This is a genomic window from Dysosmobacter sp. Marseille-Q4140, assembly GCA_018228705.1.
In the GTDB taxonomy this organism is placed as follows: Bacteria; Bacillota; Clostridia; order Oscillospirales; family Oscillospiraceae; genus Oscillibacter.
In genome coordinates, this window is record CP073694.1 from 3,234,759 (window position 1) to 3,252,407 (window position 17,649).

16 protein-coding genes are annotated in these 17,649 nt (G+C 63.4%); 10 read left to right on the top strand and 6 right to left on the bottom strand.

What is annotated here, in order from left to right; all coding sequences use genetic code 11:
• Positions 1 to 202 precede the first annotated feature (202 nt).
• From KFE19_16275 to KFE19_16320, 10 genes are all read left to right on the top strand, one after another.
• Entirely contained in the window at positions 203 to 919 is a 717-nt protein-coding gene (locus KFE19_16275; GenBank protein QUO37881.1) for a UMP kinase, read from the top strand.
• 51 nt (positions 920 to 970) lie between these two features.
• Complete coding sequence (gene frr, locus KFE19_16280; protein ID QUO37882.1) at positions 971 to 1,528, top strand: ribosome recycling factor; 558 nt, start codon at positions 971 to 973, stop codon at positions 1,526 to 1,528.
• Positions 1,529 to 1,590: 62 nt separating this feature from the next.
• On the top strand, positions 1,591 to 2,301 hold the full coding sequence (gene uppS, locus KFE19_16285) for a di-trans,poly-cis-decaprenylcistransferase (protein ID QUO39664.1): 711 nt from the start codon (positions 1,591 to 1,593) through the stop codon (positions 2,299 to 2,301).
• Positions 2,298 to 3,173, top strand: coding sequence for a phosphatidate cytidylyltransferase (locus tag KFE19_16290; GenBank protein ID QUO37883.1), 876 nt, complete (start codon positions 2,298 to 2,300; stop codon positions 3,171 to 3,173). The genes uppS and KFE19_16290 overlap by 4 nt, the downstream gene beginning before the upstream one ends.
• A gap of 49 nt (positions 3,174 to 3,222) precedes the next feature.
• Positions 3,223 to 4,368: a 1-deoxy-D-xylulose-5-phosphate reductoisomerase gene (locus KFE19_16295; protein ID QUO37884.1), complete on the top strand. Its 1,146-nt coding sequence runs from the start codon at positions 3,223 to 3,225 to the stop codon at positions 4,366 to 4,368.
• Positions 4,369 to 4,388: 20 nt separating this feature from the next.
• Positions 4,389 to 5,453 (top strand): site-2 protease family protein, encoded by a 1,065-nt coding sequence (locus KFE19_16300; GenBank protein QUO37885.1) that lies wholly within the window; start codon positions 4,389 to 4,391, stop codon positions 5,451 to 5,453.
• A 13-nt stretch (positions 5,454 to 5,466) separates the two neighbouring features.
• Positions 5,467 to 5,985 carry a GNAT family N-acetyltransferase gene (locus tag KFE19_16305; GenBank protein QUO37886.1) on the top strand — a complete coding sequence of 173 codons (519 nt, stop codon included), beginning with the start codon at positions 5,467 to 5,469 and terminating at the stop codon, positions 5,983 to 5,985.
• On the top strand, positions 5,982 to 7,019 hold the full coding sequence (gene ispG, locus KFE19_16310; GenBank protein ID QUO37887.1) for a flavodoxin-dependent (E)-4-hydroxy-3-methylbut-2-enyl-diphosphate synthase: 1,038 nt from the start codon (positions 5,982 to 5,984) through the stop codon (positions 7,017 to 7,019). The genes KFE19_16305 and ispG overlap by 4 nt, the downstream gene beginning before the upstream one ends.
• A gap of 48 nt (positions 7,020 to 7,067) precedes the next feature.
• Positions 7,068 to 11,063 (top strand): PolC-type DNA polymerase III, encoded by a 3,996-nt coding sequence (locus KFE19_16315; GenBank protein ID QUO37888.1) that lies wholly within the window; start codon positions 7,068 to 7,070, stop codon positions 11,061 to 11,063.
• 54 nt (positions 11,064 to 11,117) lie between these two features.
• Positions 11,118 to 11,630 (top strand): ferritin, encoded by a 513-nt coding sequence (locus KFE19_16320; GenBank protein QUO37889.1) that lies wholly within the window; start codon positions 11,118 to 11,120, stop codon positions 11,628 to 11,630.
• A gap of 246 nt (positions 11,631 to 11,876) precedes the next feature.
• Here the strand turns inward: KFE19_16320 and KFE19_16325 are convergent, their stop codons facing one another.
• From KFE19_16325 to KFE19_16350, 6 genes are all read right to left on the bottom strand, one after another.
• Positions 11,877 to 12,272, bottom strand: a complete 396-nt coding sequence (locus KFE19_16325; protein ID QUO37890.1) for a thioesterase family protein — start codon at positions 12,270 to 12,272, stop codon at positions 11,877 to 11,879.
• Between the two features lie 80 nt (positions 12,273 to 12,352).
• On the bottom strand, positions 12,353 to 13,432 hold the full coding sequence (locus KFE19_16330; protein QUO37891.1) for an ABC transporter substrate-binding protein: 1,080 nt from the start codon (positions 13,430 to 13,432) through the stop codon (positions 12,353 to 12,355).
• A gap of 65 nt (positions 13,433 to 13,497) precedes the next feature.
• The gene (locus tag KFE19_16335) at positions 13,498 to 14,328 is read right to left on the bottom strand and encodes an ABC transporter permease (GenBank protein QUO39665.1); all 831 of its coding nucleotides are present in this window, start codon (positions 14,326 to 14,328) and stop codon (positions 13,498 to 13,500) included.
• 32 nt (positions 14,329 to 14,360) lie between these two features.
• A complete protein-coding gene (locus KFE19_16340) occupies positions 14,361 to 15,242 on the bottom strand; it encodes an ABC transporter permease (protein QUO37892.1) in 882 nt (293 codons plus the stop codon).
• Positions 15,232 to 16,419: an ABC transporter ATP-binding protein gene (locus tag KFE19_16345; GenBank protein ID QUO37893.1), complete on the bottom strand. Its 1,188-nt coding sequence runs from the start codon at positions 16,417 to 16,419 to the stop codon at positions 15,232 to 15,234. The genes KFE19_16340 and KFE19_16345 overlap by 11 nt, the downstream gene beginning before the upstream one ends.
• A gap of 154 nt (positions 16,420 to 16,573) precedes the next feature.
• Complete coding sequence (locus KFE19_16350; GenBank protein ID QUO39666.1) at positions 16,574 to 17,545, bottom strand: RluA family pseudouridine synthase; 972 nt, start codon at positions 17,543 to 17,545, stop codon at positions 16,574 to 16,576.
• Positions 17,546 to 17,649: the final 104 nt, after the last annotated feature.

Here is a 17,649-nt window from a genome sequence, read left to right on the forward strand (position 1 = left end):
GTTGCGGAGGGAAAAAATCCGGCCCCGGGCCGGAAAACCGCCTCCCGCCCCACGGGGGCGCGCTTGGTTCGGGACCAAGGGGCCGGCCCGGCGCTCCAGCTTTTTTCCGGGAAAAACTTCTCGTTCCCCCCTATGCAAACGGCGAAAAATACGGTAAAATATAGCCGTTATCATGGACTGCAAGCAGAGGGAGGATTTTACCATGGCAAAGCCTGTTTACAAGCGGGTGCTGCTGAAGGTCAGCGGCGAGGCCCTGGCCGGCGACAAGCACTCCGGCCTGGATTTTGAGGTCATCAGCCAGGTCTGCGATATTCTCAAGGAGTGCCTGGACATGGGCGTCCAGGTGGGTCTGGTCATCGGCGGCGGCAACTTCTGGCGGGGCGCCAAGAACAGCGGCGGCAAGATGGAGCGCACCCGGGCCGACCACATGGGCATGCTGGCCACGGTGATGAACTGCCTGGCCGTGGCGGATGTGTGCGAGCAGAAGGGCATCCCCGTCCGGGTCCAGACCGCCATCGAGATGCGGGCCATCGCCGAGCCCTACATCCGCTCCCGGGCCATCCGGCACCTGGAGAAGGGGAGAGTGGTGATCTTCGGCGCCGGCACCGGCAACCCCTTCTTCTCCACGGACACCGCGGCGGTGCTGCGGGCGGCGGAGATCGGGGCCGACGTGATTTTGCTGGCCAAGAACGTGGACGGCGTGTACAACGCCGACCCGGTGAAGGACCCCACCGCCGTGAAGTACGACTCCATCAGCTACGACGACGTGCTGGCCCAGCACCTGATGGTGATGGACTCCACCGCCACGTCCCTCTCCATGGACAACCACATCCCGGTGCTGCTCTTCGCCCTGAAGGACCCCCGGAACATCATCCGGGCTCTGTGCGGAGAGAACGTGGGCACCATCGTGAAGGAATGACGCGGCGACGCCGCTGCCCCAAGTTTTCGACATGAAAGGAAGGAACACAGGATGTTGAAGGACGAATACAAGAAGTACGAGGACAAGATGCAAAAGAGCATCGACTCTGTGGCTGCCGACTTCGCCTCCGTGCGGGCGGGCCGGGCCAACGCCGCCGTGCTGGACCGGATCATGGTGGACTACTACGGCAGCCCCACCCCCATCCAGCAGATCGCGGCCATCTCCACCCCGGACCCCCGGACGCTGCTGATCCAGCCCTGGGACACCAGCGCCGTCAAGTCCATTGAGAAGGCCATCCAGAACTCCGACCTGGGCATCAATCCCCAGAACGACGGCCGCAGCCTGCGCCTGAGCTTCCCCCAGCTGACCGAGGAGCGCCGCAAGGAGCTGGTCAAGCAGATCCGCAAGTACGCGGAAAACGGCAAGGTGGCCATCCGCAACATCCGCCGGGACGCCATGGACAACTTCAAGAAGCAGGAGAAGAAGGCGGAGATCACCGAGGATGAGATGAAGCAGGTGGAAAAGGACCTGCAGAAGCTCACCGACGACAGCTGCAAGAAGCTGGATGACCTGCTGACCAAGAAAGAGAAAGAATTGATGGCGGTCTGATGGCAGAACGTATGAGACAAAACGAGACAGGGCAGGCCGCCGGCCTGCCCTGTTCCAAGGAGATGGGGGTCCCCCGGCACATCGCCATCATCATGGACGGCAACGGCCGCTGGGCTACCCGCCGGGGCCTGCCCCGCACCGCCGGCCACAAGGCCGGGGCGGAGACCTTCCGCCGCATCGCCACCTACTGCAAGGAACTAGGTGTGCAGTATCTGACCGTCTACGCTTTCTCCACGGAGAACTGGAAACGCTCCGAGAGCGAGGTGGGCGCCATCATGCTGCTGCTGAAGAAGTATCTGCTGGAGGCGGTGGACACCATGGAGCGGGACCACATCCGGCTCCACTTCTTCGGGGACATGACCCCCATCGCCCCGGAGCTGCGGGCCCTGGCCCGGGAGACCGACGAGATCACCGAGCACCTGTCCAGGGATGATTTCCAGGCCAACGTCTGCCTCAACTACGGCGGCCGGGACGAGATCCTCCGGGCGGCGCGGCGCTTTGCCGCGGAGTGCGCGGCGGGGGAGAAGCGGCCTGAGGACCTGGACGAGGCGCTGTTCTCCTCCTATCTGGACTCCGCCGGCATCCCGGACCCGGAGCTCATCATCCGGCCCAGCGGGGAGCAGCGGCTTTCGAACTTCCTGCTCTGGCAGTGCGCCTACGCGGAGTTCTACTACACCGACACCCTCTGGCCGGACTTTGACGAGGCGGAGCTGGACCGGGCCATCGCGGCCTATCAAAGCCGCGACAGACGATTTGGAGGCGTGAAAAAATGAGTTCTCTGAAAGCGCGGGTCCTGGTGGCCGTGGTGGGCATCCCCTTTTTGCTGCTGGTGCTGGGCTGGGCCCCGGACTGGGCGACCATGGTGCTGCTGGCCCTGATGTGCGCCGTCGGCGCCTGGGAGCTGATGCACGCCGTGGCCGCTGAGGCGGGGAAGCCCCTGCTCCCGCTGACGGTGCTGGCGGCGGTGCTGGTGCCGGTGTGTGTGTACGGGGAGCTGACCATCCGGTATGCGAAGCTGACCGCCCTGCCGGTCCTGCCCCTGACGGGGCTGCTGGGGGCGGTGCTGGTGCTGGCGCTGTTCGTAGTGGCCATCCTCCGGTACGACAGGGAGCGGCCCGTGCCCTTTGCCGTCCTGACCGCCGCGGTGTTTGCCGGGCTGGTGTTCCCGCTGATGCTCAGCTGCCTGCTGCGGCTGCGGATGGCATACGGCAGCGAGGGCGGAGAGATCGTCGGCCGGATCATGGTCTTTCTGCCCCTTTGCGTCTCCTTTGGCAGCGATACCCTGGCCTACTTTGTGGGCTGCACCCTGGGTAAACACAGGCTGTCCCCCCGTGTCAGCCCCAAGAAAAGCGTGGAGGGCGCCGTGGGCGGACTGATCGGCGGCGTGCTGGGCACGCTGCTGCTGACCTGGATCGGCGCGCATATCATCACCGACGCGTTCATGGGCCCCCGGGAGATCCTGTTTTTCGGCCTGGTGGGCAGCGCCGTCAGCCAGATCGGGGACCTGAGCTTCTCCGTCATCAAGCGGGAGTTCGGCGTCAAGGACTACGGCCATCTGCTGCCGGGCCACGGCGGCATCCTGGACCGGTTCGACAGCGTGACCTTCGCGGCGCCCTTCGTGTGGCTGCTGTTACAGCTGCTCTGAGGGACGCTTTGCGGATTTTAGGATTGTTTTCAGCATTGAGGAATAGACTATGAGCAAAACGATTTCCATTTTGGGCTCCACCGGTTCCATCGGCCGCCAGACATTGGACGTGGCGGAGCAGATGGGCCTGCGGCTGGCGGCCATCACCGCCCGGTCCAGCGTGGACCGGGTGGAGGAGCAGGTGCGGAAATTCCGTCCGTCCCTGGCGGTCCTCACCGATGAGGCCGCCGCCAGGGATCTGGCCGTGCGGCTGGCGGACACCGGTACGAAGGTGATCGGCGGTCCGGAGGGATTGCTGGAGGCCGCCGTGCTGCCGGAGGCGGACACGGTGGTCACCGCCGTGGTGGGCATGGTGGGCCTGAAGCCGACCCTGGCCGCCATTGAGGCGAAAAAGCGCATCGCTCTTGCCAACAAGGAGACCCTGGTCTGCGCCGGGCAGCTGGTCATGGACGCGGCGGACCGCTTTGGGGCGGAGATCGTGCCGGTGGACAGCGAGCACTCCGCCATCTTCCAGTGCGTTCAGGGCTGCCGCGACCGCCGGGAGATCCGGCGGCTGATTTTGACCTGCTCCGGCGGGCCTTTCTACGGCATGACCAGGGAAGAGGCGGGTCGGATGACCCGGGCGGACGCCCTGCGCCACCCCAACTGGACCATGGGCCCCAAGATCACCGTGGACTGCGCCACGCTGATGAACAAGGGCCTGGAGGTCATCGAGGCCATGCGTCTGTACCGCCTGCCCCTCTCCCAGGTGTCGGTGGTGATCCACCGCCAGTCCATTGTCCACTCCCTGGTGGAGTACCGGGACGGCGCCGTGCTGGCCCAGCTGGGCACGCCGGATATGCGCCTGCCCATCCGCTACGCCATGACGTATCCCAACCGGGGCGAGAGCCCGGCGGAGCCCCTGGACCTGCTGACCTGCCCGCCGCTGACCTTCGCCCAGCCGGACCGGGAGGTGTTCCCCTGCCTTTCGCTGGCGGAGGAGGCCGCGGAGGCGGGCGGCACCGCCTGCGCCGTGCTGAACGCCGCCAACGAGGCGGCGGTGGAGCTGTTCCTGGCGGAGAAGATCGGCTTTTACGACATTCCCCGCCTGGTGGCCCTGGCCCGGGAACAGGTGGACGTGCGGCAGGACCCGGCCCTGGAGGATATCCTGGCGGCAGACGCTGCCGCAAGGGACGTGGTCCGGGCACGATTTTAAGAATTTGAGGAGCAACGCGCATGATTTTGTATATCCTGGCGGCCATTTTGATCTTCGGCGTGCTGATCGCCGTCCATGAGTTCGGCCATTTTATCACCGCCAAGCTCTGCGGCGTGCGGGTCAACGAGTTCTCCATCGGCATGGGGCCCCAGATCTGGGGCCGCACGGTGGGGGAGACGGAGTACTCCCTGCGGGCGCTGCCCATCGGGGGCTTCTGCGCCATGGAGGGAGAGGACAGCACCTCTGACGACGAGCGGTCCCTGACCAGTCAGGGCTTCTGGAAGCAGGCGCTGATCTTCGCCGCCGGGTCCATCATGAATTTCCTGACGGGCCTTTTGATCGTGCTGATCCTGTACAGCGGCACCGCCGCCTTTTACACCACCCAGGTCCTGGACTTCGCGCCGGAGTTCCCCGCCCAGGGGGACGGCGGTCTCCAGCCCGGGGACCAGCTCTGGACCATCAACGGCGAGCGGGTGTATTTGTACAGCGACGTGAGCTTGCTGCTGAGCCTGGACGGCGACGGTCTGGTGGACATGGAGGTCCGCCGGGACGGGGAGGTGGTGGACCTGGGCCAGATCCCCCTGGCCTACGGCACCTACTCCGACGAAAACGGCGAGCCGTACCAGGGACTGGGCTGGACCATCGGTGTGGAAAAGGCCACCCTGGGCGCCAAGCTGCGCACCAGCTGGCTCAACACCATCGACTTTGTGCGGATCGTGCGGCTGAGCTTGCAGATGTTCTTTACCGGCGAGGCCGGGATGGAGGACCTCAGCGGCCCGGTGGGCATCGTCTCCGCCATCACCCAGGTGGGGTCGGAGTCTCCCACCCTCCGGGACGCGGTGGAGAACATCCTGTACTTCGCCGCCATGATCGCCGTGAACCTGGCGGTGATGAACCTGCTGCCCATTCCCGCCCTGGACGGGGGGAAGATCTTCTTTTTGATCGTGGACACCCTGGCCTTCCGCCTGTTCCGGAAGAAGATCCCGGAGAAGTACGAGATGGCCGTCAATACCGCGGGCTTCGTGGTGCTGATGGGCTTCATGGCGGTGGTCACCTTCCAGGATGTGTTCAAGCTGATCCGGTGAGGAGGCGGACGCCGTGACGGACTTTGTGCTGCGGCCCTGGGAGGAGGCGGACGCCGCCTCCCTGGTCCGCTGGGCCGACGACCCGGCCGTGGCTGCCAACCTCCGGGACGTGTTCCCCAGCCCCTACACCCCGGCGGACGCGGCGTGGTTCCTCCGGGACTGCATGGATCGGGAGGGCCGGGACCAGCTGTGCCGGGCCATCGCCCTCGGCGGCGAGGCCGTGGGCTGCGTCACCGTGACCCTCGGCACCGACGTGGGCCGGAGGAGCGCGGAGCTGGGCTACTGGCTGGGCCGGGCCTGGTGGGGACAGGGCATCATGACGGAGGCGGTGGGGCGGATGTGCCGCCTGGCCTTCTCCGTCTGGGACATCCTCCGCATCCAGGCGGAGGTGTTCGCCCCTAATACCGGCTCCCGCCGGGTGCTGGAAAAAGCCGGGTTCACCCTGGAGGGGACCCGGCGCGCTGCTGTGTACAAAAACGGGCAGGTGACGGACGCCTGCGTCTACGCCTTGCTGAAGGAGGAACGGACATGACGAAACGACTGATGGTGGGCGCTGTGCCGGTGGGCGGCGGCGCCCCCGTTTCCATTCAGTCCATGTGCAACACCAAGACCGACGATGTGGACGCCACCGTGGCCCAGACCCTGGCCCTGGAGGCCGCCGGGTGCGAGATCATCCGGGTGGCCATCCCCGACCAGGCGGCGGCGGAGGCGGTGGACAAGATCAAGGAGCGCATCCACATCCCCCTGATCGCCGACATCCACTTCAACTACAAGTACGCCCTGGCGTGCGCCGAGCGGGGCATCGACGCCATCCGCATCAACCCCGGCAACATCGGCGGGGAGGACAAGGTCAAGGCCGTGGCGGACATGTGCCGCAGCAAGGGCATCCCCATCCGCATCGGCGTCAACGGCGGGTCTTTGGAAAAGGAGCTGCGGGCCAAGTACGGCGGCGTCACCGCCGAGGCGCTGGTGGAGAGCGCCATGGGCCACGTGGCCCTTCTCAACAAGTTCGACTTCGACGATATCTGCATCTCCGTCAAGTGCTCCGACGTGCCGCTGACCATGGCGGCCTACCGGCTGCTCTCCGAGCGGACGGACTATCCCCTGCACCTGGGCGTCACCGAGGCGGGCACGCCCTCTATGGGGATGGTGAAGTCCGCCATGGGCATTGGCGGCCTGCTGTGCATGGGCATCGGGGACACCATCCGGGTGACGCTGACCGCCGACCCGGTGGAGGAGATCTATGCCGCCAAGAAGATCCTCAGGGCGGCGGGCCTGCGGAAGGAGGGCGTGAACCTGATCGCCTGTCCCACCTGCGGTCGCACCCGCATCGATCTGATCCCCATGGCCGAGGAGGTGGAGCGGCGGCTCATGAACTGCGAAAAGAACATCACCGTGGCGGTGATGGGCTGCGCCGTCAACGGCCCCGGCGAGGCCGCCGCCGCGGACATCGGCATCGCCGGCGGCAAGGGCGAGGGCCTGATCTTCCGGAAAGGGGAGATCCTTTACAAGGTCCCCCAGGAGCAGCTTGTGGACAAGCTGATGGAGGAGATCGAGAAGCTGTGACCGGGCCATGGAGGCCCGTTTGAGAGAACGCGTACAAGAGAGGCAAGCATGTCAAGAGATATCCCGTTTTTTGAAATGTTTACGGAGCTGCAGCTGTCCGGTGAGCTGCGCCTGGCCCTGGCGGGCGCCGTCATCAACAGCGCCTCCATCGACCAGGCCGCCATGGCATTGAAGCTGCACCTGACCACCCAGATCGAACTGGGGGAGGCGGAGGCGGCGGAGCTGAAGCGCCTGCTCTCCGGGGTCTACGGCTTCCGGACCGTGGAGGTGGAGGCCGTGTGCAAGGCCCCGCAGCCCCGTTTCGAGCCTGCCGCCCCGGCGGCCTCCGCCGGAAACGGCGGGAAGAAGGAGGCCCCCAAGCCCGGCAAGGTGCTCATGGGCAAGCCCATCAAGTCCCGGCCCGGTCCCATGAAAGACCTGGACCTGAAAATGGGCACCGCCACAGTGGAGGGCAAGGTCTTTGCCTTCGAGTGCCGGGAGACCCGGCGGCCGGGCATGTGGCGGCTGAGCTTCGACATGACCGACTACACCAACTCCGTCACCGTCCAGAAGAACCTGACGGAGAAGGAGGCCCAGCAGCTGGAGGGGGCCATCAAGCCCGGCATGTGGCTGCTGGTCCAGGGCAAGATGGAGCCCACCTGGGACGGCAAGGACATCCAGCTCAACCCCTACCATATCTGCATCACGGACCATCCCAAGCGAGAGGACACCGCGCCGGAGAAGCGGGTGGAGCTGCACCTGCACACCCGCATGAGCAACATGGACGCCCTGACGGACACCAAGGCGGCGGTGGAGACCGCCATCCGCTGGGGCCACCCGGCTATCGCCATTACGGACCACGGCGTGGCCCAGTCCTTCCCGGACGCCTGGCACGCCGCCGGGGACAAGATCAAGCTGCTCTACGGCGTGGAGGGGTACTTTGTCAACAACCTGGACGACCGGGTGGTGGTCCACGGCGGCCAGGACTGCCCCCTGGACGGGGAGATCGTGTGCTTTGACATCGAGACCACCGGCCTGAAGGTAGACCGGGAGGCCATCACCGAGATCGGCGCCGTGGTGCTGCGCAATGGGGAGGTCTGCGAGCGGTTCCAGACCTTCGTGGACCCGGGCCGCCACCTGACGCCGGAGATCATCGGCCTCACCGGCATCACCGACGAGATGCTCCGGGGCGCGCCCCAGCTGAAGGAGGCCCTGACGGCCTTCCTGGACTTCGTGGGCGGGCGGCCCCTGGCGGCCCACAACGCCGAGTTCGACATCGGCTTCATCCGGGCGGGCTGCAAGAAGGTGGGTCTGCCCTTTACGCCCACCTACATCGACTCCCTGATCCTGGCTCAGAACCTGCTGCCGGACCTGGGGAAGTACAAGCTGGACATCGTGGCGGACCGGCTGGAGCTGCCCACCTTCAACCACCACCGGGCCAGCGACGACGCCGCCACCGTGGGCTATATGCTGATCCCCTTCTGGAAGATGCTCCACGAGCGGGGGGTGGATACCCTCCAGGCCGTGAACAAGGAAATGGAGAAGCTGCGGCCCCTGGGGAACAAGACCAACCGCTTCCCCAAGCATATCATCCTCATCGCCCAAAACAAGGTGGGCCTCAAGAACCTCTACCAGATGATCTCCGCCTCCAACCTCAAGTACTTCAAGCGGGTGCCCACCATCCCCAAGACGCTGCTCAACGAGCACCGCCAGGGCATCATCGTGGGCTCCGCCTGCGAGGCCGGCGAGCTGTTCCGGGCCGTGGCGGACCACAAGGACTGGGAGGAGCTCAAGCGCATCGCCTCCTACTACGACTACCTGGAGATCCAGCCCCTTTGCAACAACGCCTTCATGCTCCGCAACGGCGACGCCCGGTCCGAGGAGGACCTGCGGGAGTTCAACCGCACCATCGTCCGCCTGGGCGAGGAGCTGGGCAAGCCCGTCTGCGCCACCGGCGACGTCCACTTCCTGGACCCGGAGGACGAGGTCTACCGCCACATCCTGCTGGCCTCCAAGAAGTTCCCGGACGCCAACGCGCCGCTGCCCATCTACTTCAAGACCACCGACGAGATGCTCCGGGAGTTCTCCTACCTGGGGGAGGAGAAGGCCTACGAGGTGGTCATCACCAACCCCCGGAAGATCGCCGACATGGTGGAGTCTTTCGAGCTGCTGCCCAAGGACCTGTTCCCGCCGCGCCTTGAAAACTCCGAGGAGGAGCTCAACACCCTGGTGTGGGACAAGGTCCACCGGCTCTACGGCGAGGACCCGCCGAAGCTGATCGTGGACCGGCTGAACGTGGAGCTGGGCGGTATTCTGGGCAAGTACGACGTGGTGTACATGTCGGCCCAAAAGCTGGTCCAGCGCAGCCTGGAGAACGGCTACCTGGTGGGCTCCCGTGGCTCCGTGGGCTCGTCTCTCGTGGCCTACATGTCCGGCATCACGGAGGTCAACTCCCTGCCGCCCCACTACCGCTGCCCCAACTGCAAGAACAGCGAATTCATCCTGGACGGGTCCTACGGCTGCGGCGCCGACATGCCGGACAAGGTCTGTCCCGTCTGCGGGACGAAGTACGTCAAGGACGGCTTCGACATCCCCTTCGAGACCTTCCTGGGCTTCGGCGGCGGCAAGGTGCCGGATATCGACCTGAACTTCTCCGGCGAGTATCAGGCCCGGGCTCACCGCCACGCCATCGAGATGTTCGGCGAGACCCAGGTGTTCCGGGCCGGCACCATCGGCACCCTGGCGGAAAAGACCGCCTACGGCTTCGTGAAGAAGTACCTGGAGGAAAACGGCATCACCGCCTGCCGGGCGGAGGAGAACCGCCTGACCCAAGGCTGCGTGGGCGTCCGGCGGACCACCGGCCAGCACCCCGGAGGCCTGGTGGTGGTCCCCGACGACATGGACATGGAGGACTTCTGTCCGGTCCAGCACCCGGCGGACGCCGATGACTCCGACACCATCACCACCCACTTTGAATACCACTCCATGGAGGCCAACCTCCTGAAGCTGGACATGCTGGGACACGATGACCCCACCATGGTCCGCATGATGCAGGACCTGACCGGCGTGGACCCCCACGACATCCCTCTGGACGACCCGGATACCATGTCCATCTTCACCTCCAGCAAGGTCCTGGGATACGAAAACGACGAGATCCTGGGCCCCACCGGGGCCGTGGCTATCCCGGAGTTCAACACCCGGTTCACCCGCCAGATGCTGGTGGACACCCAGCCCAAGGACTTCAACACCCTGGTGCGCCTGTCCGGCTTCTCCCACGGCACCGACGTGTGGCTGGGCAACGCCCGGGACCTGATCGTCAGCGGCACGGCAAGCGTTCTGGAGACCGTGGGCTGCCGTGACGACATCATGCTCTACCTCATCTCCAAGGGCCTGGACCCCAAGATGAGCTTCAAGATCATGGAGAAGGTCCGAAAGGGCAAGGTGAAAAAGGGCGGCTTCGACGAGGGCTGGGTGGAGGCTATGCGGGAGCACGAGGTGCCCGAGTGGTACATCGAGTCCCTGGCTAAGATCGGCTATCTCTTCCCGAAGGCCCACGCCGTGGCCTACGTCATGATGGCCTTCCGCATCGCCTGGTACAAGGTCCACGAGCCCCTGGCCTTCTACGCCACCTTCTTCTCCGTCCGGGCCAAGGCCTTCGACGCGGAGTACTGCTGCGCGGGTCTGGACGCGGTGAAGCGGAAGATCCGGGAGATCGAGAACAACAAGGACGCCACCGCCGTGGAGCAGAACTTGCTGACCACGCTGGAGGTGTGCTACGAGTTCTACCTCCGGGGCTTCCACTTCGACACCATCAACATCTACGAGTCCGACGCCACCAAGTTCAAGGTGACCAAGGACGGCCTTCTGCCGCCCTTCACCACGGTCCACGGCCTGGGCGAGGCCGCGGCCATCGACACGGTGGAAAAGCGGAAGGGGAAGGAGTTCATCTCCATCGAGGAGTTCGCCATGTGCTGCAACAAGCTCTCCAAGACCCACATCGAGCAGCTCAAGGCCCTGGGCGCCTTCGCCGGCATGGCGGAGACCAGCCAGCTGACGCTGTTTTGAACCCCGCGGCAGAGGCCGCGTTCCATACATCACTTTATTTTTGGAGGTATCCCTATGCTGAACGAGACCGTGCGCGACCTGCTGAACCAGCAGGTGAATAAGGAATTTTACTCCGCCTATCTGTATCTGGACTTCTCAAACTACTTCGCGGCCAGAGGGCTGGACGGCTTTGCCAACTGGTACAAGATCCAGGCCCAGGAGGAGCGGGACCACGCCATGCTCTTCTACCAGTACCTCCACAACAACAACGCCGCCGTCACCCTGGAGGCCATCGCCAAGCCCGACGTGGCTTTGGAGAGCGACATGGGCGCGCTGAAGGCGGGCCTTGCCCACGAGCTGTACGTCACCGGCCTCATCAACGACATCTACGCCGCCGCCTACCAGGTGAAGGACTTCCGCACCATGCAGTTTCTGGACTGGTTCGTCAAGGAGCAGGGGGAGGAGGAGACCAACGCCAACGACCTCATCTCCAAGATGGAACTGTTCGGCTCCGACCCCAAGAGCCTGTACATGCTCAACAGCGAGCTGGCCGCACGGGTCTACTCCGCGCCGTCCCTGGTGCTGTAAGAAAACAGAGAAGAGCCGCGCCCCGATCGGGGCGCGGCTCTTGAGCTTGTCCAAAAAGGAGAAAAACTTGCGCGACGGGAAGGAAGAGAGTTACGAAAGGAACCCAGGAAGGGTTCCTTTCGTTTTCAATCATAAGTTTTCTGAACCTTTTAAAGGTTCAGAAAACTTGCTCAGAGTGTCGAAAAGACTTTTTCGATACGCTGAGAGCCGCGCCCCGATCGGGGCGCGGCTCTTGCTTTGCATGGGTCACTTGTCCAGCTTGGCGTTGCACTTGGCTAGGAACTTCTCGTTTTTGATGATGGCCCGGGTGTGGGTGCCGGACCCGATGGGGCCCTTCTCGTCCCAGGCCTTCACGGCGAAGTCCACCATCCGGCCGTTTTCGGACACGGCGGTGATCTCCGCCTCGGCCCAGACGGTCATGCCGATGGGGGTGGGGGCGTCGTGGCTCACGTCCAGGTGGGTGCCCACGCTGCCCTGACCCTCCTCCAGAAAGCTCTGGAGGCAGGTCATTGCCGCGTTTTCCATCAGGCCGCACATGAAAGGTGTGCCGAACACCGGCAGGGCACCGGAGCCCACGGCGGAGGCCGTCAGGGACTCGGTCACGGTTGTCTGCAGCTGGCATTTGGTTCCAATGACGATCATATGGGTTCCTCCGATGTATGAAGTTTGTGAAAAGGAACACGGCGCCGGGAAGCCAGCGCCGTGGTTCTTTTTTCATGGGGTCAGATGCCCAACTCCGTCCACAGGTCGTTGTACAGCGTCAGCGTCTCGGCGGGCAGATTCTCGTACAGGGTGCAGCGGCTCAGCACGTCGCTGGGAGCGGCCATGATCTCATAGAGCTCCATGTCCAGAGGCTCGCCGTAGGTCTCCTCGTAGTAGGCGGGGTAGCCCTCCAGAGCCTCGGCGTTGGGAGAGGCATACCAGATATAGTCCATGTTGGCCAGGTTGGATTCGGTGGAGGCGATGAAGTTGATCCACTCATGGGCCTCCTCCACGTTCTGGGCTCCCTTGAGGATGCACATGGCGTCCACGAACCAGTTGCTGCCCTCCTCGGGCACCACATAGGCCAGGTCCGGGTTATTCTCCAGCATGGTCAGATAATCGCCGGCGTAGTACATGGCGATGGCGGCGTTGCCGCCCTCCATCTTCTGGAACACCTCGTCCATGACAAAGGCCTGGTACACGTCCTTCTCCTTGGCGGAGGCCAGCAGCTCATAGGCCTCCCGGATCTGGGATTCGTCGGTGGTGTTCAGGTCATAGCCCAGGTCCAGCAGGGCGGCGGCCAGGGCGTCCCGGGAGTTGCGGATCATCAGCACGTTGCCGGCATATTTCTCGTCGAACATGGCGTCCCAGCTGGTGATGGGCTCGTCCACCATGGTGGTGTTGTAGATGATGCCCAGGGTGCCCCAGGTGTAGGGAACGGTGTACTTGTTCTCCGGGTCGAAGCTCAGGCCCTTGTACTGGGCGTCGATCTTTTCATAGTTGGGGATGCTGCTGTAGTCCAGCTCCGCCAGCATGTCCTCGGCGATCAGCCGGGCGATCATATAGTCAGAGGGGACGATGACATCGTAGTCTCCGGCGCCGGTTTTGAGCAGGGAATAGAGGGCCTCGTTGCTCTCGGCAGTCTGGTAGTTGACCTTGATGCCGGTCTCTTCCTCGAATTGATAGATCAGGTTCTCATCAATGTATTCACCCCAGCTGCACACGTTGACGACCCGCTCCTCTTCGCTGCTTCCGCAGCCGGTCAGGGTCATGGCGGCCACCATCATCATGGCAAGGGCCAAGGCAAGCGTCTTTTTCAATTGATCATTCCTCCAGTGTTTGTTTGAAAGTGTTCTATCTCAAGGCCAAAAGGCCGTGGGACCATTCAGATCCGCCGCAGCTCCCGCCGCCGCTCCTGCCGGGCCTCCCGCAGGTTCACGATGGCCAGCAGGATCAGCACCGTCACGAACAGCAGCGTGGAAATGGCATTGATCTCCGGGCTGACCCGCTTTTTGGTCATGCCGTAGATGGTCATGGCCAGGGTGGAGGCGGAGGAGCCGGCGGTGAAGTAGCTGATGACGAAGTCGTCGATGCTCATGGTGAAGGCCGTCAGGGCGCCGGAGACGATGCCGGGCTTGATCTCCGGCAGGATGACCTTGAAGAAGGCCTGCATCCAGGTGCAGCCCAGGTCCTGGGCTGCGTCCACCAGGTTTTTGTCCATCTGCCGCAGCTTGGGACCGACGGAGAGGATCACATAGGGGATGTTGAAGCTGACGTGGGCGATGAGCAGTGTGCCGAAGCCCATGGTCAGCCGGGTGGGCAGCCGGAACAGGGACTGTATGCCGTTGAACCAGGCCGCAAAGTCCCCCCAGAAGCCGAAGAAGGCCACGAAGAACAGGCACAGGGAGACGCCGGTGACGATGTCCGCGTTCATCATGGGGATGTTGTTGACGGTCATCAGCGGCTCCCGCACCCGCCGGCGCATGGCGTAAAAGCCGATGGCGGCGAAGGTGCCGGCCACGGTGGCGATGGCGGTGGCCAGCAGGGATACCAGCAGCGTGGTGTAGACGCTCTGCATGATCAGCCGGTCATGGAGCAGCTTTTGATACCAGTCCAGGGAGAAGCCCTTCCAGACGGTGTTGCTGTTGCCGGCGTTGAAGGAAAAGATGATCAGCAGGATGATGGGGGCGTACAGGAAGAGAAACACCAGCGCCATGAACAGGCGGTTGACAAACACGTGATTCTTTTTCACAGCATCACCGCCTGTTCCTCGCCCTCACCGAAGCGATTCATCACATACATGCACACCACCACAATCACCATCATCACCAGGGAGATGGCCGCGCCCAGCTGGGGGTTATAGGCGTTGCCCATGAACTGCTGCTCGATCAGATCGCCCAGCAGCAGCTCCGTGCCGCCGCCCAGCATTTTGCTGATGGCGAAGGTGGACACGGAGGGAACGAATACCATGGTGATGCCGGAGAGGACGCCGGGCAGGCTCAGCGGCAGGATCACCCGCCGGAACACCTGGAAGGTGTTGGCGCCCAGGTCCCGGGCCGCCTCGATCAGGGAGCGGTCCAGCTTTAAGATCACGGAGTAGATGGGCAGGATCATGAAGGGCAGGTAGTTGTACACCATGCCCAGCACCACGGCCCCCTGGGTATTGAGCATCTGGAAGTGGGTGATGGGCTCATAGGCGGCGGGGTCTGCGGCCAGGCGCATGGCGATCTGGTTGTAGAGATCGATGAGCCCGATGTTCTGGAAGAACTGGTTCAAAAGGCCGTTGTTCTCCAGAATGGACATCCAGGAGTAGGTCCGCAGCAGGAAGTTCATCCACATGGGCAGCATGACCAGCACCATGCCCACCCGCTGGAACTGCCGGCCCTCCCGGCTCATGATATAGGAGATGGGGTAGCCGATGAGCAGGCACACCAGCGTGGCTACCAGCGCCAGCTTGAACGAGCGGGTGAACACCACCGTATAGGTGCCCATCCGGGTGAAGTTGGCCAGGGTAAAGCCGCCGTCGGCGGTGGAGAAGGCGTAGATGACCACCATGATGATGGGGGCCACCACGAACAGCGCCATCCACACCACGTAGGGTACGGCGAACCAGGAGAGCTTATTCCGCATCCTCGCTTCCCTCCTCATCCTCCGACACCAGGGTGGCGTCGTCCAGCTCGTCGTACTCCTCGGAGAAGGAGGAGTAATCGCCGAACATACCGGAGTACTGGCTCTTTTTCATGACGTGGATGCCGTCGGGGTCGATCTTGATGCCGATGCGGGCGCCGACAGGGGAGTGGTCCGTGGTCTGGATCAGCCACTTGAAGCCCCGGAAGTCTACGATGATGTCGTACTGCATCCCCTTGAAGGTGACGGAGGTGACGGTGCCCACCAGCTGGCCCTGGTCCACGGGGACGATGTCGATGTCCTCGGGCCGGATGACCACGTCCACGGGCTCGTTCTCGCCGAAGCCCCCGTCCAGGCAGGCAAACTCCCGGCCGTACATCTTCACCACCTTGTCCCGGACCATGATGCCGTCAATGATGTTGGACTCGCCGATGAAGTCCGCCACGAAGGCGTTCTTGGGCTCGTTGTAGATGTCCTCGGGGGTGCCGATCTGCTGGATGCAGCCCTTGTCCATGACCACGATGGTGTCGGACATGGTCAGGGCCTCCTCCTGGTCGTGGGTGACGTAGATAAAGGTGATGCCCACCTGCTGCTGGATGCGCTTGAGCTCGATCTGCATGTCCTTGCGCAGCTTCAGGTCCAATGCGCCCAGGGGCTCGTCCAGCAGAAGGACCTTGGGCCGGTTGACCAGGGCCCGGGCGATGGCCACCCGCTGCTGCTGGCCGCCGGAGAGGGCGTCCGGCTTGCGGTTTTCAAAGCCCTTGAGGCTGATGATCTCCAGCATCTCCATGACCCGCTCCCGGATCTCCTTTTCCGGGATCTTCACCTTGCGCTTGCCGGTGGGATCGGAGGGGTCGGGCCGGCGCTGCATCCGCAGGCCGAAGGCGATATTTTCAAAGACGTTCAGATGGGGGAACAGGGCGTACTTCTGGAACACCGTGTTGATCTGGCGCTTATGGGGCGGAACGTCATTAATCCTCACACCGTCAAAGAGGACGTCTCCGGACGTAGGTGTCGCGAAGCCGCCGATGATCCGCAGCGTGGTGGTTTTGCCGCACCCGCTGGGCCCTAGCAGTGTGAGGAATTCTTTGTCATTGAAATAAAGATTTAAGTGGTCGAGAACCAGCTCGTCGTCGAAGGCCATGCAGACATCCCGCAGGCGGATCAACTCTTTGGACATGTATCCTCCCCCATTTCTTCATACATATTTTATATGGAAATATCAGCCTCTTTTCTCTGTTGAGGGGGAACCTTTCTCGTCGAAATTCAGCATTAAAGAATGATATCGGAAAGAGCGGGAAAAGTCAAGGGATTGCGCGGATTTCCCCGCCTTTTTACGAAGTTTTTTCACGGGGGAAATACCGGTCCCGGAAGGGGACCTCCGCCACGGTGAAGGTGCGGCCCCGGAGGTACTCCAAAAGCCCGGCGTCGGTGGGGAAGGGGAAGGAGAGCTTGTAGGAGTACAGGGCCTGGCGGGTCTCGCCGTAGCGGCGGTTCACGTCGCCCCGGCCGTATTTGCCGTCCCCCAGCAGGGGGCAGCCCAGATGGGCCATGGACACGCGGATCTGGTGGGTCCGGCCGGTGAGCAGGCGGCACTCCACCAAGGACAGCTCTCCCCGGGTCTCCAGGGTCTGATACAGCGTCACGGCGGTTTTGCCGCCGGGGATGGGCCGGGTGTGGAAGGAGACCTGCTTTTTCGCCTCGTCCTTGAGGAGGAAGCCCTCCACCTTGCCCTTTGCCGGGGAGGGGCGGCCCACCGTCACGCAGAGGTAGGATTTTTCCACCTCGTGGTCCCGGATCTTCTGGTTGAGGATGCGCAGCGTCTCGGCGTTCTTGGCGGCCATGACCATGCCGCCGGTATTGCGGTCGATCCGGTTGCACAGCGCCGGGGCAAAGGCGTTCTCCCACCTGGGGTTCCACTCCTTCTTCTGGTAGAGGTACGCCTGGATGTGGTTGATGAGGGTGTTGACCTTCTCCGTCTCGTCGGCGTGGACCACCACGCCGGGGCGCTTGTTGACCACCAGCAGGTTCTCATCCTCGTAGACGATGTCCAGCTGGGGGCGGAACAGGGTGAGGAAGATGTTTTCCTCGGAGGGCTTGTCAAAAAACTCATCGTTGATATATAATTGTAGCGTATCGCCGGCGGCCAGCCGTGCGTCCCGCTTGGCGCCCTTGCCGTTGACCTTGATCCGCTTGAGGCGGATGTACTTTTGCAGCAGGGCAGGGGGCAGCAGGGGCAGGGACTTGGACACGAAGCGGTCCAGCCGCTGTCCGGCGTCGTTTTTTCCAATGGTGATCTCCCGCATGGTGGGCCTCCCGGTGTTGGATTTCTGCATCCATCATACCCGTCCGGGGGGCGAATGTAAAGGCGGCGGGGCAAAGAATTTTTTCTGGAAGTTAGGAGAAACTG